The sequence below is a fragment of the Rhodococcus opacus genome (assembly GCF_012396235.1).
GTDB lineage: Bacteria > Actinomycetota > Actinomycetes > Mycobacteriales > Mycobacteriaceae > Rhodococcus_F > Rhodococcus_F opacus.
On sequence record NZ_JAAXPA010000039.1, the window covers coordinates 1 to 25837 of the forward strand.

23 protein-coding genes and 5 pseudogenes are annotated in these 25837 nt (G+C 63.4%); 16 read left to right on the forward strand and 12 right to left on the reverse strand.

Annotation, left to right across the window (positions count from 1 at the left end; translation table 11 throughout):
- Positions 1-128: 128 nt before the first annotated feature.
- The 7 genes and pseudogenes from HGB39_RS39235 to HGB39_RS34160 form a co-directional block, all read left to right on the forward strand.
- Positions 129-542, forward strand: a pseudogene (locus HGB39_RS39235) (transposase); the annotation flags it as partial.
- A gap of 87 nt (positions 543-629) precedes the next feature.
- The gene (locus HGB39_RS40550) at positions 630-950 is read left to right on the forward strand and encodes a transposase (protein WP_420916646.1); all 321 of its coding nucleotides are present in this window, start codon (positions 630-632) and stop codon (positions 948-950) included.
- Entirely contained in the window at positions 929-2149 is a 1221-nt protein-coding gene (locus tag HGB39_RS34140) for a transposase (RefSeq protein WP_240482762.1), read from the forward strand. The genes HGB39_RS40550 and HGB39_RS34140 overlap by 22 nt, the downstream gene beginning before the upstream one ends.
- 104 nt (positions 2150-2253) lie before the next feature.
- Positions 2254-2504, forward strand: a pseudogene (locus tag HGB39_RS34145) (transposase); the annotation flags it as partial.
- A 546-nt stretch (positions 2505-3050) separates the two neighbouring features.
- On the forward strand, positions 3051-3389 hold the full coding sequence (locus HGB39_RS34150) for a hypothetical protein (RefSeq protein ID WP_005565090.1): 339 nt from the start codon (positions 3051-3053) through the stop codon (positions 3387-3389).
- A gap of 245 nt (positions 3390-3634) precedes the next feature.
- Positions 3635-3805: a hypothetical protein gene (locus HGB39_RS38245; RefSeq protein ID WP_210753162.1), complete on the forward strand. Its 171-nt coding sequence runs from the start codon at positions 3635-3637 to the stop codon at positions 3803-3805.
- A 234-nt stretch (positions 3806-4039) separates the two neighbouring features.
- Entirely contained in the window at positions 4040-4234 is a 195-nt protein-coding gene (locus HGB39_RS34160; protein WP_005565087.1) for a hypothetical protein, read from the forward strand.
- Between the two features lie 106 nt (positions 4235-4340).
- On the opposite strand, the gene HGB39_RS34165 is transcribed toward HGB39_RS34160, so the two are convergent.
- From HGB39_RS34165 to HGB39_RS34200, 8 genes and pseudogenes are all read right to left on the reverse strand, one after another.
- On the reverse strand, positions 4341-4541 hold the full coding sequence (locus HGB39_RS34165; RefSeq protein ID WP_005565085.1) for a hypothetical protein: 201 nt from the start codon (positions 4539-4541) through the stop codon (positions 4341-4343).
- Between the two features lie 399 nt (positions 4542-4940).
- Positions 4941-5246 carry a helix-turn-helix domain-containing protein gene (locus HGB39_RS34170; RefSeq protein WP_005565083.1) on the reverse strand — a complete coding sequence of 102 codons (306 nt, stop codon included), beginning with the start codon at positions 5244-5246 and terminating at the stop codon, positions 4941-4943.
- A complete protein-coding gene (locus HGB39_RS34175; RefSeq protein WP_005565081.1) occupies positions 5243-5593 on the reverse strand; it encodes a type II toxin-antitoxin system RelE/ParE family toxin in 351 nt (116 codons plus the stop codon). The genes HGB39_RS34170 and HGB39_RS34175 overlap by 4 nt, the downstream gene beginning before the upstream one ends.
- 213 nt (positions 5594-5806) lie before the next feature.
- Positions 5807-6195, reverse strand: a pseudogene (locus HGB39_RS34180) (ExeA family protein); the annotation flags it as partial.
- A 145-nt stretch (positions 6196-6340) separates the two neighbouring features.
- Complete coding sequence (locus HGB39_RS34185) at positions 6341-6817, reverse strand: hypothetical protein (protein ID WP_428839125.1); 477 nt, start codon at positions 6815-6817, stop codon at positions 6341-6343.
- Positions 6818-6986: 169 nt separating this feature from the next.
- Positions 6987-7871 carry a crotonase/enoyl-CoA hydratase family protein gene (locus HGB39_RS34190; protein ID WP_005565077.1) on the reverse strand — a complete coding sequence of 295 codons (885 nt, stop codon included), beginning with the start codon at positions 7869-7871 and terminating at the stop codon, positions 6987-6989.
- 20 nt (positions 7872-7891) lie between these two features.
- Entirely contained in the window at positions 7892-8866 is a 975-nt protein-coding gene (locus HGB39_RS34195; protein WP_182625116.1) for an NAD(P)H-dependent flavin oxidoreductase, read from the reverse strand.
- 2 nt (positions 8867-8868) lie between these two features.
- Entirely contained in the window at positions 8869-9768 is a 900-nt protein-coding gene (locus HGB39_RS34200; protein WP_005565074.1) for an SMP-30/gluconolactonase/LRE family protein, read from the reverse strand.
- A gap of 201 nt (positions 9769-9969) precedes the next feature.
- Here HGB39_RS34200 and HGB39_RS38250 point away from each other — a divergent pair, with 201 nt between their 5' ends.
- Positions 9970-10227: a hypothetical protein gene (locus HGB39_RS38250; protein WP_005565072.1), complete on the forward strand. Its 258-nt coding sequence runs from the start codon at positions 9970-9972 to the stop codon at positions 10225-10227.
- Positions 10228-10367: 140 nt separating this feature from the next.
- On the opposite strand, the gene HGB39_RS40040 is transcribed toward HGB39_RS38250, so the two are convergent.
- Positions 10368-10631 (reverse strand): hypothetical protein, encoded by a 264-nt coding sequence (locus tag HGB39_RS40040; protein ID WP_312029822.1) that lies wholly within the window; start codon positions 10629-10631, stop codon positions 10368-10370.
- Between the two features lie 129 nt (positions 10632-10760).
- Positions 10761-11045, reverse strand: a pseudogene (locus HGB39_RS40045) (winged helix-turn-helix transcriptional regulator); the annotation flags it as partial.
- Positions 11046-11097: 52 nt separating this feature from the next.
- Here HGB39_RS40045 and HGB39_RS34215 point away from each other — a divergent pair.
- Positions 11098-12729 (forward strand): MFS transporter, encoded by a 1632-nt coding sequence (locus HGB39_RS34215; protein WP_005565068.1) that lies wholly within the window; start codon positions 11098-11100, stop codon positions 12727-12729.
- A pseudogene (locus HGB39_RS34220) lies at positions 12707-12871 on the forward strand (IS256 family transposase); the annotation flags it as partial. The gene HGB39_RS34215 and the pseudogene HGB39_RS34220, both read left to right, overlap by 23 nt.
- Before the next feature lie 588 nt (positions 12872-13459).
- Here HGB39_RS34220 and HGB39_RS34230 read toward each other — a convergent pair.
- On the reverse strand, positions 13460-15469 hold the full coding sequence (locus HGB39_RS34230) for a fatty acid desaturase (protein WP_043788924.1): 2010 nt from the start codon (positions 15467-15469) through the stop codon (positions 13460-13462).
- Between the two features lie 133 nt (positions 15470-15602).
- The gene (locus tag HGB39_RS34235) at positions 15603-16844 is read right to left on the reverse strand and encodes a PucR family transcriptional regulator (RefSeq protein WP_043788922.1); all 1242 of its coding nucleotides are present in this window, start codon (positions 16842-16844) and stop codon (positions 15603-15605) included.
- Positions 16845-17458: 614 nt separating this feature from the next.
- Between HGB39_RS34235 and HGB39_RS34240 the strand changes: the two genes are divergently transcribed.
- From HGB39_RS34240 to HGB39_RS34265, 6 genes are all read left to right on the forward strand, one after another.
- Positions 17459-18616 carry a PucR family transcriptional regulator gene (locus HGB39_RS34240; protein WP_005565064.1) on the forward strand — a complete coding sequence of 386 codons (1158 nt, stop codon included), beginning with the start codon at positions 17459-17461 and terminating at the stop codon, positions 18614-18616.
- A 339-nt stretch (positions 18617-18955) separates the two neighbouring features.
- Positions 18956-19972, forward strand: a complete 1017-nt coding sequence (locus HGB39_RS34245; protein ID WP_005565063.1) for an AraC family transcriptional regulator — start codon at positions 18956-18958, stop codon at positions 19970-19972.
- Positions 19973-20108: 136 nt separating this feature from the next.
- Positions 20109-21656, forward strand: coding sequence for a flavin-containing monooxygenase (locus HGB39_RS34250; RefSeq protein ID WP_005565062.1), 1548 nt, complete (start codon positions 20109-20111; stop codon positions 21654-21656).
- Positions 21653-22606, forward strand: a complete 954-nt coding sequence (locus HGB39_RS34255) for an alpha/beta fold hydrolase (RefSeq protein ID WP_005565060.1) — start codon at positions 21653-21655, stop codon at positions 22604-22606. Before HGB39_RS34250 ends, HGB39_RS34255 begins: the two co-directional genes overlap by 4 nt.
- Before the next feature lie 404 nt (positions 22607-23010).
- The gene (locus HGB39_RS34260; RefSeq protein WP_005565058.1) at positions 23011-24156 is read left to right on the forward strand and encodes a zinc-binding dehydrogenase; all 1146 of its coding nucleotides are present in this window, start codon (positions 23011-23013) and stop codon (positions 24154-24156) included.
- 186 nt (positions 24157-24342) lie between these two features.
- Positions 24343-25797, forward strand: a complete 1455-nt coding sequence (locus HGB39_RS34265; protein WP_247607582.1) for a long-chain-fatty-acid--CoA ligase — start codon at positions 24343-24345, stop codon at positions 25795-25797.
- The last annotated feature ends 40 nt before the right edge of the window (positions 25798-25837 follow it).

Genomic DNA, 25837 nt, shown 5'->3' on the forward strand with positions numbered 1-25837 from the left:
CCGCTTACGGCATGCGCAACGAGGCCGTCATCGCCTACCTCTCCGACCACGTCGACACCGCCCGCCTGCCGAACCCGTGACAGTTCAGGCGTCACCTCGCACACGTTCGCGCGAACATGTGCGCTTTTGCCAAGTTCTGGCTCGCCGTCCTGACGGAAATCCGCAACCGCGGCGTCGCAGATGTGTGCATCGCCGTCTGTGACGGGCTCAAGGGGCTGCCCGAAGCAATCACGACCGTGTGGCCACTGACGGTAGTGCAGACCTGCCTGATTCATCTGCTCCGCAACACCTTCCGGTATGCGTCCCGTCAGTACTGGGACGAGATGTCACGCGACCTGCGGCCGATCTCCCCCGAGCACTGCGTGCAGGGAGGTGCCCCCACCGCCGTAAACGAACCAGCGGCCAAGGAACAGTTCACCGAGTTCGCCAGCAAATGGGGACCAAAGTATCCGGCGATCGTCCGACTGTGGGACAACGCGTGGAGCGAGTTCGTGCCGTTCCTCGACTACGGAGCCTGTTGCAGAATGCGTGTCGTCGGGACCGTTCGTGACGCTCGTCTGGGAAAATTGGGTATGGCCAAGGGATATCGTCCGGTGTTGCGCGATCAGGTGTTCCTTTTGCCTCCGGATATGCGGGAATGGCTTCCTGCGGATCATCTTGTCTGGTTTCTGTTGGAGACGATCGAGGTGCTCGATACCAGCGAGTTCGACCGGCGTCGTCGCCGTGGTGGGGTGGGCGCGGCCGGTTACGACCCGCGGATGCTGCTGGGACTTCTGATCTATGCTTACTGCAAGGGGATTCGATCCTCGCGGCAGATTGAACGGTTGTGCTCGACCGATGTCGCGTTCCGGGTGCTGTGCGCGCAAGACGTCCCCGACCATTGCACGATCGCGCGGTTCCGGCCGAGGGCCAGGACGCGTTCACCGGGTTGTTCACGCAGGTACTGCTGATCGCCGGCCACGCCGGCCTGGGGCACTTCGGAACGGTCGCAATCGATGGCACCAAGATCGCCGCGAACGCATCGATCGACGCCAACCGCGGGCACGAGTGGCTGAGCGAGCAGGTCACTCGCATGGTTACCGAAGCCGAACAGACCGACGCCACCGAGAACATCCGCGCTGCACAACGTGCACATGATGACGGTGATCGAATTCCTGCCCGGCTGATGGACCAGAGCAGTCGTGCACGGCGGATCCGTCAAGCGGCCGACGAGGTGGCCGCACAATTGAACCGCCAGCGCATCAACGAGGATGAGCGTGATGCAGCGGCGCGGGTACGGTTGGCGAAATCTCGAGCGGGTGAACCTGTGGTCGGTCGTATCCCGGACGGACCGCACCGGCTCGCGGAAGCACGCGCCCACCTGGCACGTGAAATCGCTACTCACCAGTCGAAACTCGAGCGGCGCGCCGCACTGATCGCCGCGGGGAAGAAACCGATGGGCGCCCCACCTGTTCCGCTGGAACAGCACTCACGAATCATCCGCGCCCGACGAGTCGTCGAAGCCGCATTGGCAGCCGAACACACAGCTTCCGCCACGAAGCCTGGGAAACGTGTATTGCCGAAGACGGTGGCCAATACCACCGATCCACAATCACGGTTAATGCCGACCAGGCGCGGATTCCTCCAGGGCTACAACGCTCAACTCGCCGTTACCAGCGATCAGATCATCGCGGCCGTACAGATTGGTCAGAGTCCCAATGACATTGCATCCCTTGTACCGATGATGGAGGCAAGTGGGCGCGCCGCCGCGATGCTGCACACCGATACCGGCCGGCCTGAACACGTCATCGGTGTCGTCCTCGCTGACGCCGGATACTGCAGTGACAGCAACCTTTCTGCGCCCGGACCAGAGCGGCTAATCGCGTTGAACAAGACACGCGACCACGTGAAGGCGGTTATAGAACAGCCCGTGACAGGACCACCTCCGGAAGGTGCGAGCCCGAGACAGGCGATGTCGCATCGGCTACGCACGCCAGAAGGATCCCGTCTCTACAAGCGCCGCGGGGCCACCGTCGAACCCGGCATCGGCAACCTGAAGAAGGTCCTCGACCGATTCTCCGGCCGTGGTCTGAACAGCGCCCTCGGCGAGCTCAACCTCGCGGCCAGCGCATTCAACCTGATGAAGATCCACCGAGCAACGGCCAGCTGAACGCGCCGGCCGGAACGAGTCGGCAACCTCAGAATCGGCAGCAAACGAAAAAATCGACTGGACTGCTCCACCTGTTATGTCAGCGCGCATTCTGCGACGGGCTCTACGACCCCGAGATCCGACGGGTCATCTGTTCGACGAACGCGATCGAGTCCCTCAATGCCCGCTACCGACGGGCGGTCCGGACGAGGGGCCATTTCCCCAGCGAGCAGGCCGCCCTGAAATGCCTGTACCTGGCGACCCGAGCGCTGGACCCGACGGGAAGGGAAGAGCACGATGGGTGGCGAGGTGGAAGCCGGCTCTCAATGCGTTTGCAATCACGTTCGAAGGCCGAATCACCCCAAGTAAGAACTAAACCGATGCGCCAGAGCTAGATCCACCGAAAACCTGACACTCCCGGTGACTACTCGCAGACTGGAGTAGTTGCTGGTCGGGACCTCGCTCACGCAACCTCGTGGGTTACCGAGCGTCGTTTATGCGCTCGGCCTTTCCGACAAGTGTGAGGAGGCCCCGGTGTTTTGTGAGCGTACGAGTGGTGGGTTGGATGTGCATGCTCGGCGATCACCGTCGCCGAGTCACCGGGCAACGCGGGTGGCTCGCGCAGGGCCACCGGACCGCGGCCGTCGAAGGTGGACGCTCTCGGGGAGTGTCGGGCACTTGTGTCTTTTTCTCTGGGAATCTCCGAGCAGTTGGGGAGTGGCTGCCGTCGTCCGACAGGTGACGCTATCGGGGGATGATCGCGGTTGCGCGGATGGTCCTGTGAGCCCGTGTTCGTTTAGGTGGATGGAGGTCGGGTCGTCGCTGTGTGAGCGTGGGGTGACCTGCGTAAACGGTAGTCGGACCCGTACACTGTGGGCACCGACCGCAGCGGTAGTCGGCCTGAGCAATGAGGGAGCGAGAGATGACCGTCGTCAACATGAAGGTCACCCGACAGAAGCTCATGCAGACCGCCATCCTGAACAAGGTCGAGCGCGAGCATCTGCCCCTCGACACCGTCCGCGTACGCCGCAGTCTGCAGAGTGTCCGCGAGCATGTGAGTCGCAGCCCGTACTTCACCGACGTCCTGGATCGGTGGGAACGAATCGTCGAGGACAACGACGTCGAGACCCTTCGTCAGATCGTCGAGTCGGACGACGAGACCGGGAACGAGATGCGCAACCTTTCCCCGCTGCACGTACTGCTGACCGAGGATGAACGAATGCAGGTCCTCGATGATCTGCGTGACGTCGTCCTGAAGTGAACCGCGAGGAGCTCGAGCAGGTCATCAAGGCAGCCTGCGCGAACCTCGACGAGGGTCAGGTGATTGTCTTCGGCTCCCAGTCGATCCTCGGGATGTAGTGGTACTGCCGAAGCATTGGGACAACCGGATGGTCGCAGTGAAGGTCGAGGACGGGTCGGAATACGGGCGGACGGGCTTGTCGTCTCGATCCCGTCGACCTGTGTGCGTCCAAGGCCATCGCTGGTCGCGAGAAGGACCGCGTGTTCGTGGCGACTCTCGTGGAGAACGGGATCGTCACCCCCACCCAGATTCTCGGCCGCATCGACAATTACGGTATCGAGTGGCCCGACACCTACGACGCTGACAAGGACGTAGCACTCGGTCGCGCCCGGAACCGGCTCGCCGGCCCCGGGAAATTCGACGACGGCCGCGGCTGATCGGGACGAAGCCCCACCGGACCAAGCCTGGACGCTGGAGGTCGCCGCGAACCCTGCGACCGTGGTCGTGTTCGTCGGGGTCCGAGGCTATTGACGGAAGTGCCAGGTCCAAGCGATGATTTGGGTATCCCACCTGCGGTGGGGTGAGGGCCCGTCCCTCTGTTGGAGATCACTCATTGGGCAGCACCACAACGGTCGCTGTCGTCGCGTGTCCGCCAACAGAAAGGGGTTCACATGGCCCAACCCGAAATTCTCGTCTCGATCGCCTTGGTGATTGCCGCCTGCTTCGTCTTCTTCGTGACGGCCTGCCTGGTCACCGCCATCCTCATCGTTATCCTCACCGGCAGCACCGCCGGTCTCCGCGACTTTGCGAAGGTGATCGTCGCCCTCGGCCGGGTGATCCGGTTCTGGTTCCGGTTCGGCAACTGACCCGCGCGAGGCTTCAAACGCGAGGACAGTCCCCGGCCTCGGGCCGGGGACTGTCCTCATTCGAATTTTCGCCTATCCGTGTTTCCGCGTTTCGGTTCCTGGGTTCTCATGTGCGTCGGATGGTCGCGGGCGTCATCGTCGACTGCGTTCGCGGCGAGCCGTGGATGTTATCCGGGTGGATCACCTGGTGGACGTGCAGGCCGGCGATCTCGTGCAGGTCATGTCCCAGCAGGGTGGCGAACGTCGGTTTGACGTCGAGCAGGCGCGACTGGGCGGGCGTGAGAATCGGAATAGGACTGCGCGCCAACCGGAACCGGTACCTTCCCGCTCAGCGCGCCGCCGTCCGCCGGGGTCGGTGTGTGCGGATGTTCGGCTCCGCATTTCGCGGTGGCTGGTTCAGCCCGCGCGGCGACGGCGGGGCAGGTTCGCCATCAGGGTGTCTCATTCGCCGAACCGGTCCGGTTCCCGGTCGCGCTGATGCGGGGGCGGTCCTAGCGAGGACGTCATGGCGGCGGCAGGCGATGCATGTCTGGGTCGACGCGCCCAAGGGGGGCCGGCGAGCGGCCGGGCGCCATCGCTATCAGCTGATCGGTGAGGCTCGGTGACGGGAGGGAGTCGCCCCGCAGATGATGCTCGAGGTCGATTTCGGCGGCCCCGGGCGTGTCCGAGCCTCACGGACCGAGTGGTCTTTGGCGGCGTGCCGTGGTCAGTGGCCGGTGAGGGTGTGGTCGGTGTCGATGTGGACGTCGAGGTGGACGCCGACCTTGCTGCCGAGGTTGACCAGGGCGTCGAGGGAGAACTTGCTCAGTTTGCCGCGGTGCAGGTCCGAGATCCGCGGTTGGGTGACGCCGAGGTTGTCGGCGGCCACGGCCTGGGACCAGCCGAAACGGTCGATCTGTGCGCGGATCGCGGTCATCAGGTCGGCGCGCAGCTGCCGGTTGTAGGCCTCGCCGGGGGTGTCACTGATCGCCTCCCACACGGAGGTGGTTTCGGTAATGTCTTTGTCGGTCATGATGTCTCCTGTGCGTATGCCTGGGCTGCCTTGTAGCGGCGTCGGCCGAGGTTGATGTCTGCTTTCGAGGTCTTCTGTGTCTTTTTGTGGAAGCAGTGCAGTACGTAGATCGCCTCGCCGAACTGGGCGACGTAGAACGTTCGGAAGGCGCCGTCCGGAGTGCGGACCCGGATCTCGCGGCATCCGGGCCCGACGTCCTTCATCGGTTTCCAGTCGTCCGGATCGAGCCCCTGTTGGGCCCGGCCGAGTTGGTAGCCGAGATCGTCCTGTGCGGCGGCGGGCAGATCGCGCAGGTCGTCGAGTGCGCTACCCACCCATCGGATCGGTTTCTCGTCGCCTCGGTTCACCTCCCTAGGTTATATCAGTACGAATATATGCTGTTGTGTGAGGTGGAGGTCCGAAGGTGTTGCGCGTCGTTGAAGGTGACGACGATGCGGTGCGAGAACGGCCCCGCTCGGGGGTGGTGGGCGTGGCCGTGGTGGGCGTGGTGACGGGGTGGTCGTCAGGTTGACGCGGTGGTGGTCGGGTTGATGGGGGTCGGGTTCAGTCCGCGGCGATCTCGCTGAGGCGGTGCGGGCGGCCTTCTCGTCGACGATGGCGTGGTCGGCGGCGAAGGCGGCGGTAAGCGCGTGCAATGCGAGGTTGTTCACCGCGCGCGGGTGTCCGCGTGAGGCGCCCACGGATGAGCCCGATCGCGTCGTCGGAGAACAGGGTGTCGTCGCGGCCGGCGATGCGACAGTGGTGACGGATGTAGTCGGCGGTGTCGGCTGCGCTCATCCCGGCGATCGTGTAGCGCACGGCGATGCGCTGGTCCAGCGCGGCGAGCACACCGAGTCGGAGGCGGTGCCGCAGGGTAGGTTGGCCGACCAGCACGACCGCGAACGGGGACCGAAGAGTCCATCTCGTGGTTGGTGAGCAGGCGGATCGCTTCGAGCTGGTGGTTTCCGATGCGTTGCTGCTTCTGGTTCATGAGCTGAAGTCACACGAACATGTGCCGCGAGTACACGGCGGTGAAGATCAGCGCATGCACCTTGCGGCGCCGCCCGGTCTCCGGATCGGTCAGATAGCCGAGGTAGCCGAAGTCGATCTGGCATTCACTGCCGGGATCGCCGTCGACGACGCGGACGGTGGTGTCCCTGCGGCCGAAACCGCACCGCTCGGTGGCGAATCGGTGCAACGTCCGATACAGCCGCCACGCAGCCCTGGCGGGCCAGCAGGGTTTCGATCTTGGTGATCGTCAGCGGCGGATGGTTCCCGTCGCCGGCCACCCACGCGGTGATCTGGCCCTCGAACACCAGCAGCCGGTCCCAGGCGGACCCGTGCCCGCTCGGGCGCGCCGGGCGCACCGCCTCGATCACCGCACCGATCAGCCCGTCGTCGAGGGCCTCGACACCGTCGGTGCGCTGCAGCCCCGCGGCCTGGGCGGCCTCGACATACCGCCGCGCCGTCTTGCGGTCCACCCCGCAGTGCGCCGCGATCGTGCGCAGCCCCGGTGGCCGGGACCCGGCCACCCCGAGCCAGACCCGGAGCACTTCCTTGACTTCGTTCACGTTGACCTCCCGAAAAGCCATGCCCGTCCGCCTTCGTGACCGGGGATACCGACACGACGATCAAACGAGTCATCCGACGAGACTCCGGCACGACGCGCCGGGTGGTCCCATGACTGGCAATCCGAGTGGTCCCATGAGGTTGCCAGAAATCAGGCCAGGACGGTCCCATGCTCATGGCAGGCGACAGTGTTCACGGGACTGGGGCATCGACCCACTCCCGGTAGAACGGCGGCATCTCGGATGCCTTTCCGCGGAAGCTGGGTGGGCGCTTGTCGAGGAAGGCGCGCACGCCGTCGGCCCCGTCGGCGATGCTGGTGTAGAACATGGCCAGGGAATCGACGCGATGAGCTTCTACCGGGTGCGGCGCTGCGGAATTGCGCAGCATCATCTGGCGCATGAGTGCCACCGACACCGGCGACCGGTCGCGTGTCCACGCGTCCGCCAGCGCTCGTGCCGCACCGAGCAGCGCATCGGGTTCGTAAACGGCCTGCGCCAGCCCGACTGCGTGTGCGGCGTCGGCGTCGAGGATGTCGGCCCGGTACACCAGATCGAGTGCCGCGGGCATGCCGACGAGCCGGGGCAGAAACCACGTCGAGCACGCTTCCGGCACGATCCCGAGTTTGCCGAACACCAGCCCGAACCGCGCCCTGTTCGACAACAGACGCGCGTCCATCGCCAACGTCATGGTCGCTCCGATCCCGACGGCCGCACCGTTGATCGCGGCGATCACCGGTTTCCGGCAGCCGTGGATCGCAAGAGTGACACGGCCACCGGTATCGCGGATCCGGCGCAGCCCCGGGTCGCCGAGATCGTGCATGTCGGCGAGGGACGGCGTCTTCGACTCGTCGAGACCGAACACGTTTCCTTCGCTCGACAGGTCCATGCCGGCGCAGAACGCGCGTCCCTCCCCGGTGACGATCACCGCTCGGACCTCGTCGTTATCGTTCACCGACACGAAGGTGTGCTCGAGTTCGTCGGCCATCTCGACGGTGAATGCGTTGAGGTGGTCGGAACGGTCGAGCACGACAGTGAGGATGCCGTCCTCGATCTCGTGGCGGATGGTCGTGTCTTCCATGATTGTTCCTTGCCTACATGTCAGGTGAGGTCGGCGGCGATCCTGCGGATGGCGGCTTCGGCGTCGCTCACGATGTCCGAGATGATCGTCTTACAGGGCAGGACGGTCTCGATGAGGCCCTGGGACTGGCCAGCCCACCACATTCCGCCGTCCATGTCGCCGGTCTGCAACACCTCGGTGCGTCCGCGTACCCCGGATGCGAGGTGCGCGACATCGGCGAATTCTGCGCCCGGCCGGGCCGAAACGGCTGCAATTTCCTCGGAAATCGAATTCCGGGCCACACGAGCGGTGTTGCGGAACTCCCGGAACACGAGGATGGTCTGGCGTTCGTCGTTGGCGACGATCTGGGCCTTGACGTTCGGATGCACGGGTGCTTCGTCGCTCGCGACGAACCGGGTGCCCATATTGATCGCGGAAGCCCCGAGGGCGAGTGCTGCTACGAGCCCGTCCCCGGTGGCGAACCCGCCGCTGGCGATGATCGGGATGTCGAGGACGCGGGCCGCGGCGGGGATGAGGATGAGCCCCGGGATGTCCTCGTTGCCGGGGTGGCCGGCGCACTCGAACCCGTCGATGCTCACCGCGTCGACGCCCATTGATTGGGCCTTCACGGCGTGCCGCACTGCCACCGCCTTGTGGATGACCTTGATTCCTGCGGCCTTGAACGCGGCGACGTGCTCCTGGGGATTGCTGCCGGCGGTCTCGACGATAGTTATGCCGCTGTCGATAATTGCAGCGCGGTACTCGTCGTAGGGGACGGGCGTGACCGTCGGGAGAAGGGTGAGGTTGACGCCGAACGGCTTGTCGGTCATCTCGCGGCACCGGGCGATCTCGGCGGCGAGTGCTTCGGGTGTGGGTTGGGTCAATGCGGTGAGGAACCCGAGTCCGCCGGCTTCGGCGACGGCGGAGATCAGCTCCGCGGTGCCCACGCCGGTCATTCCTCCGCACACAACGGGGTGTTCGACACCGAAAATCTCGGTGAAACGTGTATTCAGCATGGTCACGGCCTTCCTGCGTGCGGAACGTCGATGGTCGTCGAGAGGACCTTGGCCTCCCGTGCGGCACTGCGCTTGGCCTCGTCGAAATCCGGTGCGACCGAGAGGAACAGGGTGCGTCCGTCGTCTCCGCCGAGGGCGACCGCGAACACGCCGAGCGGTGCGGTGCTCACCTCGTCGAGGACGACTCCGCCCTCACCCAATCGGACGACGCGTTGGTTGACGCAGTCGGCGATCCAGATAGCGCCCTCGGCGTCGAGGGCCTGGCCGTCGGGGGCGATCGTGCATGCCGCGAGCCGCTTCTCCACGTTCGGTTCGTCGCCGAGGTCCCCGAAGGAGGCGAAATCTTCTCGGTGGCCGAGTGTTCCGCCACTTGTGATGTCGAACCTGGAGATCCGGTTGCCGAACAGTTCGTTGACGTAGAGCGTCTTTCCGTCCGGGGAGATGCACATGCCGTTCGGGAAGGACAGCCCGTCGGCGGCCACGCGGGAGGTACCGTCGGTGTCGACGAGGACGACGACGCCGTGCTCGTGGTCGGCGCCGCCCATGAGGTCGAACCCGAATTCGCCGACGTATGCCTGTCCGTTCGCTGCGACCACCATGTCGTTGGCGTAGCCGCGGCAGTGCTCGGAGATGTCGGCGTGTTCGACGAGCGAGCCGTCGGGTTCTCTGCGGAGGATTTTGCGGTCCTTCATCGAGACGACGAGCATGCGTCCGTCGGGGAGCCAGCCGAGACCGGAGGGCTGGTGCTCGACGGCACAGACCCGTTCGATGGATCCGTCGGCGTTCACGACGTTGACCGAGTGGGTGTAGAAGTCCACGAACCACAGCCGGCCCTCATGCCAGCGGGGGCCCTCGGTGTAGGTGAAGCCCGCCGCGATCTCGGTGAGCTGACGATCGGACATGTCGGTACCTCTTTCCTGGGTTCTGCTCGTGCCACGTGCCGTGCCCTCCGTCGAAGGACGATTGACCCGTACGGGTGGTGTGAGCCCAGTCTCGCGACGTGCGCTGTGGTGCGGGTGTCCCACAACGCAACAGTGCGTTGCAGAGCGGCGTGTGGATCGGGGTGCTGTCGCGAATTCGGACGGTATGCAGGGCGGTTCGGCATGGACGCTGGTCGCGCGCTCACCCACCGGATCCGGAGGAATACCGCCATGCTCACCACGATGATGGAGCGTCCACTGCTGACCAGCTCGCTGCTGTGGCACGCCGAGAACGTCTTCGCCGACCGGGTCGGGGTTTCGTGCGACGCCGGCCGCGGCGACCGGGAGTTCACCTACCGCGATCTCGGCGCGGCCACCCCTGTCGCGACAACGGTCGTTGCCACTCGGTGCCGACTAGGTACTTGGTGTTGGCCGCATTAATGGCGAAGTCGTAACTGCACCGCCCTCCGGCGAGGTTACCGCGCCAGCCGTTGACGCTGTGCCCGACCAACCGCCACCGTTCGTCGTGGTTACGTCAACCGATTCGTGTGTCCGGATGTCTGTTGATCCGACGGATTCGATCAGGTTGAGCGGTCGACGAGGCGGTCGAAAGTCAGTGCCGATGAGGTCAGTGCGAAAAAGCGTCGGAGCGCGTCGGCGTCGCCCGTGACGTGGGCGTGCGCGCCTTCGGTGCGGTCGCCGGAAAGCGTGCGGAAGATCTCCTCGGACGAGCCCTTCACTATCACCTCGGCCGGCTCGCCGGCGCTCGTCATCGACGCGTGCACTCCTGTCGGGTCGGAGACGAGCAGCAGATTGTCGCCTTCGGCATCGATACGTGCCGTCACAGCGGGAATGTCGGACGACTCCTGCGTCGCACCGGGCTCCGGAAACAACGCCATGATCGCGAATGCGAGCCACCGGCCTCGGCTGTGGTCCTCCCCGGCTCCCGTGGACATCAGGGGCACACCCCACCGAGCGAGCTCAACCAGTGGGCGTCGTAGTTTTTGGCCCCACTCGGTCAGAGCGTAGACACGCGCGGACACTGGCGCGGGCGCATCGGTCGATGCGACAACTCCTGCCTCTTCCAAGGTTCGCAGTCGACTCGCCAGCAGATTTGTGGCGATCCCCGGCAGCGCTTTGTGCAGGTCCGAATATCTGCTCGGCCCGACCAGAAGTTCGCGGACCACCAGCATCGTCCACCGGTCACCGATCACATCTAGCGCCCGCGAGAGCGAGCAGAATTCCGAATACGACTTCACGCCTCCATCCTACACTTGACTTTTTCGTCTTAATGCTTGAAATAATAAAGTCGTGAACTCAATCCTTGAGCGGCGTCGAACGTCGCGCACAGCGGTCCTGCTCGTGTTGTGCGCGGCGACTCTGGCAATCAGCCTCGCTACGACCGCGATCAACGTGGCCCTACCATCCCTCGCCCTGGATTTCCAGGCGAATAACCGCGAATTGCAGTGGATCGTCGACGCCTACAACCTGTTATTCGCCACGTTCGTTCTGGCCTTCGGCAGCCTCAGCGACCGCTACGGACGCAAGGGCGCTTTGCTTCTAGGGCTGACGATCTTCGGCGGCGGAGCTGTTGGAGCTTCGTTCGCCGAGAGTTCGGGACAGTTGATTGTCTGGCAGGCGGTGATGGGGCTCGGCGCGGCATTCGTCTACCCCACGACACTGTCGATCCTGTCCAACGTGTTCACGGAACGAGCCGAGAAGGCCAAAGCAATCGGAATCTGGGGAGCTACAACAGGAGTAGGCGTAGCGTGCGGGCCGATCCTGGGCGGCTGGTTGCTCGAGCACTTCTGGTGGGGGAGTGTCTTCCTCGCGCTGGCCACCGGAGCCGCCATCGCCATCATCGTGTCGGCGGGAGTGGTGACCACCTCCCGTGACCCCAGCACGCCGCGCATCGACGTGGGGGGGCTGATCTTGTCGGTGCTCGCAGTCGGCTTCCTGGTTTACACCGTTATCGAAGCGCCGGAACACGGCTGGGCAAGCGCTGCGACCCTGGGAGGTTTCGTCGGCGCCGCTGCCCTGCTGTTCGCCCTCGTTATGTGGGAGCGCAAGCAGATCGACCCCATGATCGACGTCAGGTTGTTCACCAACATGCGTTTCACCGCTGCGAGCGCCTCGGTGACGTTCGCCTACTTCGCATTGTTCGGATTCATCTTCCTTATCTCCCAGTACTTCCAACTGGTTCGCGAATTCAGTCCCTTCGAGACAGGATTGAAATTCATTCCGGTCGCGGCATCGATCGCGGTAGGGTCCGTCCTCGGCACTATGCTGGCGGTAAAACTGGGTAACAAGCTCATCGTGACCCTTGGCCTCGTTCTGTTCACCACGGCCTTTCTCTGGATCTCCACACTGAGTCAATCGACGAGCTACGCCGAGATCGCTTTGCAGATGATCCCGCTAGGGCTCGGACTAGGGCTCACTTCGGCTCCGGCGACCGAAGCAATAATGGGGGCCGTGCCGCTGGAGAAAGCGGGCATCGGATCGGGAATGAACGACGCCACGAGGGAGGTCGGCGGAACGCTCGGAGTCGCGATCATCGGCAGCGTCTACGCCTCCCTGTACGCCTCGTCTCTTGCGGCATCCGACTCAGCGCAAGCCCTACCTGAAGGCGTGAAATCTGTTGCAGGAGAATCGATAGGAGCTGCGGCGATAGCTTCCGATCAGCTCCGCGGAGGTGGTGACCAGATTGCAGCGGAGGCAGTGTCAAACGCAGCGAACAGTGCATTTCTCGACGGCCTGGCAGCCGGATCTTATTTCGCCGCGGGAGTCACCGCCCTCGGCGCCATCGTCGCAGCGTTCTTTCTCCCCTCGCGACCGAAGCAAGAGTTGACGGTGCACCACGCCGACGCACCTGCGGCGACAATCGCAGCGGACGGAGCCGCAGATCGAGCGTCCAATTCTAAGAACACGACACCTGTCCGTTAGCGGCACCGACCTCGCCGAACAGTACGACGAATGGATCGAAGCCCGCCGCTACCTCGGTCTCCACGTGCTGGCCCGCTCCCGCGGAACCTACACCCCAGCCGAACCCGCCGAGGAGGTGAGACCGGTGGCCCTGACCGCATAGCCGCCAGCCGAGGAATCACACGACGACGTCGTACACCACCTCACGGGACTTGACCCGGTGAGATCCATGACGCGGACCGTCCCGGGCAACCAGATCTGACGGCTGCTCCACTCCTTGTAAAAGCTCGGGAAGCGATCTGCCCGCGCTTCGGGTCGATATAGTTGCCGGTGATCTGGGCAGCCGTGATCTCGTCCAGCCAGGTCTGCGCGTCGACCCTTCGGTGAAAACCTTTGGTGTGACTGCGGCTGTGTCTCGGTGTGGTATCCAGTCGACATCGCTTCGGAAGAGTGTGAAGAAGGTCGCCGGGATGTGGGCGAATGTGTCCTTGTCTTCCGGTCCCACTTCCAGCACGACCTTGGAGTTGGGTGGATCTGCGCTGAGCCGTTTGGCGAGTACGGCTCCCGAGGAGCCCGCACGGCACCAGGGTTGACCAGATCGAAATCGGTGCGTTCGGAGCTGGCGCAGCCGACCAAGTGCTTACCGAGGCAAGCCGCCAGAATCTTTCCAGCCCAATGGTGCCCTGGCGATCGCCGTCGCCGAGGCACCGGTGACGAGTGCGGTCTTCTCGCGGTGTTCGCGCATGTCGGCTCAGCTGTCGTAGTCGACTGCGACAGTTGGGGTGGTGGGATGGGATTGACAGGTCAGTATGAAGCCGGCCTCGGTTTCGACTGTGTTAAGTGCAAGATTTTGCTCCATCGAGACTGCTCCTGTTGTGATTCTGGCTCTGCAAGTCCCGCACGCGCCGCCAAGGCAGGCATACGGGGCGTCGATGTTGTTTTTCAGCGCGGATTCGAGGACGGTCTCACCGGGGGCGAGTTCCACGGTGTGATTCGCGCCGGACAGCGTGATGATCACTTTGGAGGCGGGGAAGGCATCGACGTGTGTGGATCGGTTCGTGCCGCGGAACAGTTCGAGGTGTATCCGATCGGTCGGCACTCCTTCGGATGCGAGGTCATCGCGCATTGTGGTGGCGAGATCGCTCGGACCGCACAGGTACCACCGGTCGATCGGCGTGAGGTCGCTGGCGAGCAGACGTTGAACCATTGCCAGGTCGATACGGACACGAAGCGAGGCGGGGTGGCGCGCCTCGCCTGAGCGGATGTGGAAGATGCGCAGCCGGTCGGCATATCGGGATTCGAGCTCATCAAGTTCGGCGGCGAACATGGTCGACTCTGCGGTTCTGTTGCCGTAGAAGAGGGTGAAGCGGCTCTCGGTCTCGATCTCCATCGTGGTGCGCATGATCGACAGGATGGGCGTGATGCCGCTCCCGGCAGCTACCGCGACATTGTCGCGCCGAGTGAGTGGATCGAGGGGTGCGCCGAAGCTACCCGTGGGGGTCATCAGCTCCAGGACGTCACCGGCTCGCAGTGTTTCGACCGCGAAGGTTGAGAACATCCCGCCGGTGATGTGGCGTACTCCGATCGCCAGTTCTCCCGATGTGGCCGAGGCGCAGATCGAGTAGTTTCGTCGCACCTCTTGCCCGCCGGTGCGGTGTCGAACGGTCAGGTGTTGGCCTGCCTGGAAGGCGAACTGGTCGCTGAGGTGATCGGGAACGTCGAAAGTGACTTTGACGCTGTCCGGAGTCAGGCGCTCGACGCTTTTGACAGGGATCGGGTGGGTGCTGGCATGGCGTGCCGCGGAGGACCGCGGCATTCGGACCGGGAGCAGCGCAGCTAGTTTGCCGTTGAGGCGTTTCCACTCGCGGTACTGCGTGGCGTCGAGCTGCTGCCCAAAGACGGTGCTTATCGCGGAGTCGCGCTCGAGGTAGGCGGCCTCGTTGCGTCGCCAGGCCGCGACGTAGCGGTAGAAGGGGATGGAGGGGTGTAAGTGGTGGACCAGGTGATAGTTCTGTGACAAGAGCAGGGGAGTCAATATCCACTCCGAGCCGACCCGGTTGCGGGTCGCGCGATAGCGGTTCTCGCTTTGTATGTCTTCCAGGTCGTGGTGGGGTAGCCAGTCGAACCACCAAGCGAGCACGAACATCGCCACCCGCTCGGGAATTAGGTAGATCAGCGCGAGCGTCCACAGATGTCCAGCGAAGGCAGCCGCCGCGATGACCGTCACCGAAAGGGTCATCAAGGCCGTCGTTTCGAGAATCTCGGCGCGGGGGCGCCGGCGCAGATTACGTACCAGGAACCCGATATATGGCAGGTCCATTGCCGGGAAGCGGATGGGCAGCTGCCACCAGGGTGCGGCGCTGACGAAGTGATCGGGATCGGACTCACCGTCATTGGTGTTGCGGTGGTGTTCGATATGGATGAACGCGAACGACTTGAATGAGATCAGAGGCGAGACGAAGAACATCGCCGCGCGACCGAATGCGACGTTGACCCAGCGATGGGAGCTGATCGAGTAATGCGAGGCGTCGTGCAACACGGTGAACAGGACGAAGATTGCTGCGGAGCTCGCGGCGATGGTGGCGACGGCAGGAAAAACGTCGGTGAGGGCAGCCCAAGTCGAGGCGCCGAAGAGCGCGAGCGCAAATGTGAAGAGGCACACTATCGGCCAGGACAGCGTAGGAACCTGCTCGCCCGGATCGGGTAAGGCGTGTTGGGAGGCCCCTGCTGGGGGTTGGGGCTGTCGAGTCGTAGTCGACATCGGACTCCTCTTCGCGTTTCAGGGTGAAATTCCTCACAACCTATATACGGCCGATATTGGTCGACAAGGCCCTCCCAGCCCTCTCCGGTGTGCTGTCAGCACATCCGGCACGCTCTGGCTCCGGTCAGTGAGGCTACGAATCGCGCAACACCGAGGCCCCCAGCACGTCACAGACGAGTAGGGCGGCGTGCAGTTCGGCGATGTTGATCGTTGCGGGCCGGCCCCTGCGTTCTTCGGCACGACGCATTCTTTGCAGGACCGTGTTCCGGTGGATTCCCAAGGTGCTCGCTGCGGTCGCCAGGCTCCCTTGCGCGTCGAGAACAGCCAAGAGCGCGGCGCGCTCGCTGCGCTCTTTCGCCTCGTCCCGTGCGAGATCGCCGAGCTGAGCGGCGACGAAGGCCCTCGCCGCATCCAGGTCGCGCGAGATGGCGTCCACCAAGGCAACATCGCTGAACTGGGTGATCGATGGCGCCGCGCGCCCGGACAGTTCGATGATTCGGCGAGTGCGTAAAGCCTCGAGGTGGGAGGTGCGGAAGCCTGCTGCCCCCGGATGGGGTGAGCCCACCGCGATGTGAACTTTGTCGCGTTCGCCGGGAAATTCAGTCGCCATGCCGATGGGTGAAGTCCTCACGTCCCCCGGGATCGACGCCCATCCCCACACTGCAAGTGGGCTGTCCGCGACGACGAGTGAGTGTCCCGCCCCGAGGAACCTACCAACCTGCCTGGCGAATCCCTCGAGATCGACGCCGCGGTCGTCGACCCAGCACACGAAACCGATCTGCCGACCGGTGAGCCGGTGGCTGAGCACACGTTCGGCGCGAGCGATGTCAACGCGTTCCCCAGCGAGCAGTGCCCGCACGACATCGGCGCGTTCGGCTCTTGCCTGGTTCTGGAGCCGGTCGAGCTCAGCGACGTACTCGGCAGCCACCAGACTGGAGATGCGGTCGATGTATCGAAATCCGAAGCGCTCGAGATCGACGAACGTCCTCAACGCGACCGCGGGGTCCTCGATCCAGTCAGTGATCGATTCGGACAGCTTCACGGTGAAGTACTCATGACCCAACCGATAGAACCGCAGCATCACATCCACGCTGTGCCCTCGTGATGCCATTGCGCGTGCGTGTCCGAGGGCCGTGACCGGCGCCTCCGCAGCCGCTACATCGATCCCATGGCGAACCATCGAAAGTGCCGCTTCGAGATTCGACGAGCACGACCCCAGGGTCAGACCGCGAAGCTCGGCATCCCCACCGACCTCCGGTATTCGCTCGGCTATATACGTCAGCATGTCGTCAGCCAGGCTGGACACATTCGCCAGCAAATACGCAGCGATACCCCTTCCAGCATCCGCACCGTGAGCCGGCTCCAGCGCCTCCATACCTGCACACTAACCTCGACCGCCCCGCGGTCAGGAAGCCGACACTGGTCCGGGCGTGCACCGAGATGGTTCCGTAGTTCAGCTCCGCCAAGAGTATGTCGAACCCGGTGCCTATGTTGAATCGTCCTGGGGTTTGCGACGATACTGATGCCGAGGGTTCCGGCGAAGTCAGAGTTGACCATGCGGACAGCCGCAGCCGCGAATGTTTAACCAGTGCACAGTAATCCGACAACGCCGAGAACCGGAGCGAAGCACTTGGTCTGCAGGCGCGTGACCCCGTCGCCCGGTCGATGTCGTGGGTCAGCACCCGTCCACTCTCGAGCTTGTCAGCGACGCCCACGTATTGCTCGCCAGTGCGCACTCGTCGAGAGCACGGTCGACGTTCGGGTGTCCTGTGGTGTCGGGGTGTTCGCGACGTGCAAGTCGGAACGGGTTTTGTCGGACACTGCGATCACTCGTCTCTGCCCTTGGGGTGGGGAGCCGCGGCCACGTAAATGGATTGTGGTCTCGTCGGGCGCTGGTCCGCTATGGGCGACCGCTCTTCAACATCCGCGTCTGGTTGTGCTGTCGCACAACTTCGATGTGGTCCACCAGCTCGGGTCTAGGCTGCCCCCATGTCGACAGTGGTCACGAAACCCGTGCATGTGCAGAACGCCCTGCTTCTCCCGCTGCTGACAACGGTGGATGGCATGGCTTCGGAGTTGGTTGCACGCATACTGTCCGCCGAGCGCGGCTACCTCGAGTCATCCTTGCTGACCCGCGAGCAGCTGTATGACGCGTGTCATGCCAACCTGCTGGCGATGATCACCTGTTTGGCGGGCGAGGTCGAGCCGGAGCTCGAGTCGGCCGCCGAGGCTGGGCGGCTCAAAGCCGAACAGGGTGTTCCGCTCGCCGCCCTGTTGCACGCCTTCCGTCTGGGCGGTCGGCTGATCTGGGAAGAACTGATGAACCGGTCGGAGGCGGAGGCGACGCGCGCGCTGCTCGATATGGCCGCCCAGATCTGGGCGATGGTCGATGTGTGTTCGGATGCGGCCGCCGAGGCCTATCGACACACGGTCGACGCCCGAAGCGAGGAGGATGCCGAGTCGCGGCGACGTCTTATTCGAGCACTGTTCGGCGACCACGCGTCCAATCGGTCTGCGGTGGCAGCCGCTGTGCATACCTTGCGGATTCCCGAACGTGGCAGTTTCGTGGTGATTTCCGCGGATTCGGACCGGCTCGAGTTCTCCACGCGTGAGGTAGGCGCGGTGTGGGATTCGGAGGCCGACGGCGTTCTCGGTCTGCTGTTCGGGCGGTCGGACGCGATAGTCAACGAGGTGGTCGCGCATCTGGACGTATCCGGCGCGGTGGGGGTCAGCGAGATGTTCACTTCGCCGTCCGGAACGGCCAAGGCTGTTGCCCAGGCCAGGTTGGCGCGGGCTTGCGCGCGCGTTGACGACAGTGCTGTCACACGTTTTGGCGCGGTTCCGGTGCCGCTGTTGCTAGCGACCCATCCCGACAGCAGCCGCATCGCTGTCCGTCAGATCTTCGGGTCGCTACTCGATCTGCCCGAGGTCGAGCGAAACAGCCTGCTGGCGACGCTCGACGCCTGGTTCGCATCCAAGGGGTCCACGAGTGACGCCGCCGCGCGCCTGCACTACCACCGCAACACCGTCCTCTATCGACTCCGGCGGATCGGCGACCTGACCGGTAGGGATTTTATGAATCCGGCGCAGGCCGCGGAGCTCTTCGTCGGGCTTCGCGCGTTTCAGCTGGGTGAAGACGGGAGATGACGAACTACAGACGGGCGGCGCGAGCGCATCATCGTTCCAGGATGTCATCTCACAGGCACGACATCGAGACAGTCCATTCGGGTGCATTCGCTCCTGACGATGAAACTGATTGCGTCACAACCTATTAGCCTCCACAGGCTGAGTTGTGTCATCTAACCTTGACGAGAACCCCTGGTATTTGACCCTGCTAGTCAGATCTGATGTGGTGATGCGGACGGAACCTGCGCCGTCGCACCGGCAAGCTCAAGGGTAAACGCGGCTGCAGTGACTCGCCCGATAATTGAGAACCACCCCGGCCAAAACTTGTCTTTGTGCGACACTGCGCCCACACTGGGATCCGTGGCTGTCTTGACGCGAGGTTCGGCGATCTCCCGGGTAGACGAGCTCATCACCGAACTCGGAGGTGATGCCGACGCTCTCCTCCGGTCCCACGGCATCGATCCGCTCGCAGTCGGCGACTTCGACCGATATGTCCGCTACGAAGACGCGGCCGCGGTTCTCGGACACGCCGCCCGCGAGTTCGACTGTCTCGACTTCGGATTGCGTCTCGGTGGCATGCAGAGCATCGCATCGCTGGGACCGCTGAGCGTCATCCTGCGGAATGCTGAGACAGTGGGCGAAGCGATCACCAACGTCTGTCGCTTCCTCGGAAACCTCGCTCCGGCCGACACTGCGCGGCTGACCACCTCGGCGGGATCGGCGATCTACTCGTACTCGACGATCCTCCACAACGACTTCGACCGGCGCCAGACGGTGGAGAAGAGCCAAACACTGGCCATGAACGCGATCAACGTCATGAGCGGCGACAGAGTGATCCCGATAAAGGTCACGTTCCAGCATGAACGGCTCGCACCATTGGAGTCCTACTTCGACGTGTTCGCTTGCCCCGTGGAGTTCGGCCAGAGTCAGAACGCTATTCACCTGTCGCCGGCACATCTCACCCGCGTCATCGAGGATCGCGACGAAGCCGCACTCGCACTTGCTCAGGAATATCTGGCCCGGGTCCATTCCGGCGTGGCGCTGGCCGAGCATGTCCGCGACGTCACGCGGCGCTTGCTGCTGGTCGGCGAGGCGGGTCTCAGCCGGGTGGCCCGAGCGGTGTCACTGCATGAGCGCACGCTGCAACGCGAACTTGCGGCCGAAGGCACGACCTTCGAGAAGATACTCGACGAGGTTCGACGGGCGACAGCCTGGGAGCTCGCCGCAACCGGCTTGCAGGCCTCGCAGCTCGCCTCGGCCCTGGGCTATGCCGAACAGAGCAGCTTCACCCGGGCCTGCCGCCGCTGGTACGGCGAATCGCCGCGCGACCTGCTCAAACGGCGCCGCGGTAGCCGCCCGGAGGATCCGATCCTCTAGGTGGTCGGCGCAACCGACGCCCACTTGGCACTGTCGCCAAATGGCAAAATTATGTCGTCTGAGGACAAGTTTTCCCGCCGCCTGGTTGCGAGGCTTGTAAGCATCGTCACACTGAAGCTCAACTACGGGAGTTGACATGCCTAAAGCCCATGCGCCTGATTCGGGCCTCGCATTCGATCACGTCGACGTCCTCGTCGTCGGCGCCGGCCTCTCCGGGATCGGGATGGGATACACTCTCAAGCATTCACAGCCCGGCCGAACCTTCGCGATCGTCGATGGGCGCGAATCGCTCGGCGGTACGTGGGATCTATTCCGCTACCCCGGGATTCGATCGGATTCCGATATGCAGGCGTATGGCTTCGGTTTCAAGCCATGGCGCCGTGACAACTCGATCGCCGACGCCCACGAGATCCTCGACTACCTCCGGGAAACCGTCAGCGAAAACGGTCTGCAGCGCCACATCCATCTCGGTTTCACGGTCGTTCGGGCGGATTTCTCGACACCCGAGCAGCGTTGGGTGGTCACCCTCGAGCGCGTCAGTGACGGAGTCCGACACGACGTGACCGCGTCGATGTTGTTCTCGGCCGCCGGCTATTACGACGCCGGCGAGGGTTTCACGCCGGACTTCGCGGGCCGTGATGACTTCGAGGGACAGATCGTCCACCCGCAGCATTGGCCCGAAGACCTGGATTACTCGGGCAAGAAGGTTGTGGTCATCGGAAGCGGCGCCACCGCGGTCACACTTCTGCCGTCGATTGCGGAGGAGGCCGAGCACGTCACAATGCTGCAGCGATCCCCGTCCTACGTGATTCCCATCCCACGCAAGGATCCGCTCGCTAACACTCTCCGAAGAATCCTCCCCGAGAAGACTGCCTACTCGATCTCCCGTGAGATCAGCATTCGGAAAGGGAATCTCGTCTACAAGGGCAGCCGGAAGTTCCCTCGACAGGCTCGGGCACTCGTCCGCAAAATCACGGCCGCCGCGCTCCCGGAGGGCTTCGACGTCGACACTCACTTCCATCCGGAGTACGACCCGTGGGACCAGCGCATGTGCACGGTCCCAGATGGTGACCTGTTCAAAGCAATCGCGAAGGGCCGCGCGGCGGTTGTCACCGACAAGATCGTGCGGTTCACTGAAACCGGGATCGAACTCGAATCAGGCACACGGCTCGACGCCGACATCATCGTCACCGCCACGGGTCTGAATATGGTGCCTTTCGGAAAGATCGCATTCGAGGTGGACGGCCAACGGATCGATCTACCCGATCACGTCATCTACAAGAGCGCGATGGTGAGCGGCCTCCCGAACTTCGCGTTCACCGTTGGGTACATCAACCACTCGTGGACTCTCAAAGCAGACCTCGTCGCACAGTGGTTCTGCCGACTTCTCGACCACATGAGCGAGAACGGCTACTCCAGCGTCGTACCCGTCGTCTCGGACAGTTCGATGCCGGTCAAGCGATTCTTCGAATTCGACGCGGGCTACATCAACCGGGCGATGCACTTGTTCCCCAAACAGGGCACCCACGGACCGTGGCAAGCTCCCCAGGATTTTAACCACGACCGGATCGTTCTCGGCAAGGACCCGATCGACGACCCCGAGCTTCGCTTCACGTCGGCCGCTTCACCTGCCGCCGGTTTCGCGGACGACGCGACCGAGCAAGTCAAAGAAGCCGTCCAGTGACCAACGCACCGACCACGCATGAGACCCCCGCACCCACCGCCGACAAAGCCACTCGGCCAGGTGAGCCAACGCGATTCGCCGACGCCACCGACGGCGTCAAGCTCGCGATCTACGAGTACGGCGACAGCGATCGGCCAACGGTGCTGTTCGTCCATGGATATCCCGACGACCACTCGGTCTGGGAACCGGTAATCGCTCTAACGGCCGGCGACTTCCACGTCGTCACATACGACGTGCGCGGTACCGGAGCATCAGGGCAACCCGCCAAGCGGGGCGGGTATGCGATGTCCCAATTGCGAGACGATCTCGCCACCGTCATCTCCCTGACCAGTCCCGACTCACCCGTTCATCTGGTCGCCCACGACTGGGGATCGATCCAAAGCTGGGCCGCCGTATCCGATTCAGCGTTTGCCAACAAACTGGCGTCTTTCACGTCAGTCTCGGGGCCGGGCCTGGACATGGCCGGTGCGTGGTTGCGACGTGGGCACCGTCACCCGCGTAAGTTCGCACGTCAACTGGTTGACTCCTGGTACATCGTCGCGTTCCAACTCCCATTCCTCCCCGAACTGCTGGTGCGGCGCGGTGTCGTCGAGAAAATGGTCTCGCGATCCGAGAACATCGGCGTGCCGACCGACCGTCAGATCCCGTCCGGACGCCGGTCACGGCGTGACGCAATAGACGGGATCGGGTTGTACCGCGCCAATTTTCGCCACCTGCTCACGCCACGTCCCACTCGAGCGGTGTGTCCGGTGCAGGTTCTCGCCCCGACCGACGACGCCCACGTGACCGTTCCGCTCGGACTCGAAGCACCAAAGCCGTTCGTGGACCGCCTGTGCACGCACGCGATTCCGGGCAACCATTGGGTGGTGGAGCAGAACCCCACCCTGATCACCACCCTCGTCACCGAGTTCATCAGCACCATCACGCAGCAGGACGAAGATTCGAGATGACCATCAGACCACAGCGCCGCAGCGACCCCAGTAAGGTCGCGCTTCCCGCCCGCAACGTGAATTTCGGCCGGCCGGATTGCCGTTCGAGTCGAGGCCGGGTGGGCGCTTCTCCTCGTACTACATCAACATCCGTCACCTCCGGTTCGTTGAAGGTGAACACCGGTTCGTGAAGGTTTTGGAAGTACTCCTGCCGACCTATCATCCGTCCCATGAGGGCTCGGCATAACAGGCCGTCGCCTATCTGGTGACGTCGCCCGCGGCGATACGGGCGGACGCTGTTGCGGACGCCCCGACATCATGAGTCCGTATCGCAACGTTCTGACCGAATACGAATGCGACGACCACATGATCCTGTGCGTCTCTCGCGCTCAGGACTCAATTTCCATCGATAGGAGAAGGACGCGATGAAGGCCGTTGTCTGTACGGAGGGCGAACTCAGCGTTCGTGAGGTGAAGACACCCGAACCAGGTCCGGGCCAGGTCCTGATCAAAGTACTGCGGACCGGGATCTGCGGATCGGATCTGCATGCCAAAAAGGACGCCACCGAGGTGAACGCGTTGTTGCTCGAATCGGGCTACGCGACCGCGATCCTTCCGAACCAAGAGGTCATTCTCGGCCATGAGCTCCTAGGCGAGGTGGTGTCATACGGCCCGAAGACCCGCGGCCGTTGGGCCGCAGGGACGACGGTGACAGCGTTGCCCGTCCTGCAGACGGAGGTAGGAATGCATATGACGGGCTTCGACAGCCATGCAGCAGGCGGTTACGCCGAATACACCCTTGTAGAGGAAGCGCTGACATTCCCCGTTCCTGACGGCGTCTCCCACGACAAGGCCGCGTTCACCGAGCCCCTCACCGTCGCACGGCACGCAGTACGTCGATCGAGAATAGGCAAGAAGCGCCCCGCTGTCGTCATCGGATGCGGGCCCATCGGCCTGGCAGTGATCCTGATGCTCAAGGCCGCGGGGGTCACAAAGGTCATCGCCTCCGATCTCTCGCCCGGCCGTCGGAAGCTCGCCAGCCAGTGCGGTGCCGATGTGGTCGTCGACCCCAAGGTTCAATCGCCCTGGGACACCCTCACACTCAAGAGCCCGGTCAACTCGACACCGGAACTCCTCGCGTTCGCACTCGAGATGACCAAAGCCGTGCGTAGGATCCCGATGCTCTCGATAGAGAAGATCTTCTTCGGCGCCGATCGACTCGGGCAAACCCCGAGCGGCCCCGTCGTATTCGAATGTGCCGGCGTCCCCGGAATCATCGATCACGTTATCGCCAACGCGCCGCTTCGTACACTGGTGACAGTGGTGGGAATGTGCACCGAGGTCGACAGGTTCCGACCAGCTGTTGCCCTCAGCAAAGAGATCGACCTGCGCTTCGTCTTCGGCTACGACCCCGCAGAGTTCAGCCAAACGCTGGGCATGATCGCCTCCGGCAAGGTCGACCCGTCACCCCTGCACACTGCGACCGTCGGCCTCGACGGCGTCGCACAGGCGTTCAACGACCTCAGTGATCCCGAGCGCCACGCGAAGATCCTCATCGATCCGTTCCAGTGAGAGTGCAACACCCAGTGTTGTGATCGCGCACACATCTCGATGCCATCTCAGCTCCCATCACGGTGCCGCCGGATCTGATTGCGTGTCCGGCCAAGGTTTGCCCGTCTGTATCACGCTGAACTCAACCGACTTCGCGTGAAGGCTTCACCGCGGAGCAGTACAACTATTGACGACCTCAGGAGAATCATGTTGAACCTGTCTGTCCTCCTTGAGGATTCAGCGCGTAGATATCCATCCAAGGATGCGCTGGTCCTGGGCAACACCAAGCTGACGTACGCACAGGTTGACGGAGCGGCGAATCAGGTTGCGAACCTGCTGGTGGAACGGGGGGTCCAACCAGGCGACAAGGTGGCGCTGAGCAGCCCCAACCTCCCCTGGTTCCCCATCGTCTACTACGGCGTCCTCAAGGCTGGGTGTGTTGTTGTTCCGCTGAACATCTTGCTCAAGAGACGAGAGGTGGCCTATCACCTGACCGATGCCGACGCCGTGGCCTTCTTCTGTTTCGAGGGCACCGAAGAACTCCCAATCGGAATGGTGGGATACGCCGGCTTCCAGGAGTCGACCACCGCGAACTTCTTCCTCATTACCGCAGACCCAGCCGCGTCAAGCCCAATCGACGGCGTCGAGACGCTCGGACAGGCCCTCTCCGGGCGGTCGGATGTATTCGAGTCTGTCCCCACCGAGGCCACCGACACCGCCACCATCCTCTACACCAGCGGCACTACAGGCCAACCCAAGGGTGCGGAGCTGTCTCACGCCAATACGCTCTTGAACGCCCTCACCTGCAATCGACTCTTCGATAATAAGACCACGGATACGCACATCGTGGCACTCCCACTCTTCCACACTTTCGGTGCGACGGTACAGATGCATGCCGGCTTCTCGACGGGCGCCACGCTGCACCTGATCCCACGTTTTGATGCTAGTCAGGTCATCGATCTCTTCCAGAGAGAAGACATCACGTTCTTCGCCGGTGTTCCGACGATGTGGTGGGGATTGCTCGAATCGCTCACCGACGATGTCGACGTCGAGCGGATCGCCCGTAACCTACGGATCGGTCTCTCAGGGGGCGCGAGTCTTCCTGCCGACATCATCTCCCGGGTGCAAGACAAGTTCGGCGTGCAGATTCTGGAAGGCTACGGACTCTCCGAGACATCACCGCTGGCAACCTTCAATGACCCCGACCGCGGTTCGCGCCCCAGTTCCATCGGTCTCCCGGTCTGGGGTGTAGAGGTCAAGCTCATCGACGACGAGTGGAATGAGATTGCCGCAATCGGCGAAGTCGGCGAGATTGCAGTCAAAGGCCACAACATCATGAAGGGCTACTACGGGCGCCCTGCAGCCACGGCGGAGGCCATCCGCGGCGGTTGGTTCCGTACCGGGGACCTTGCCCGAAAGGACGACGACGGCTTCTATTTCATCGTCGACCGATCCAAGGACATGATCATCCGCGGCGGCTTCAACGTCTATTCAAGGGAGATCGAGGAAGTCCTGATGACTCACCCAGGTATCAGCCTCGCCACGGTCATCGGGGTTCCGCACGAACGTCATGGCGAGGAAATCAAGGCGTTTGTCATCCCCAACGCCGGAGCCACACTAACCTCGGGCTTTCACGCTGGTCATGCCCGGGCCGCGTGTTGATCATGAAGAAAGGTGCTCTGAACTGCAAGAATATGGCTTG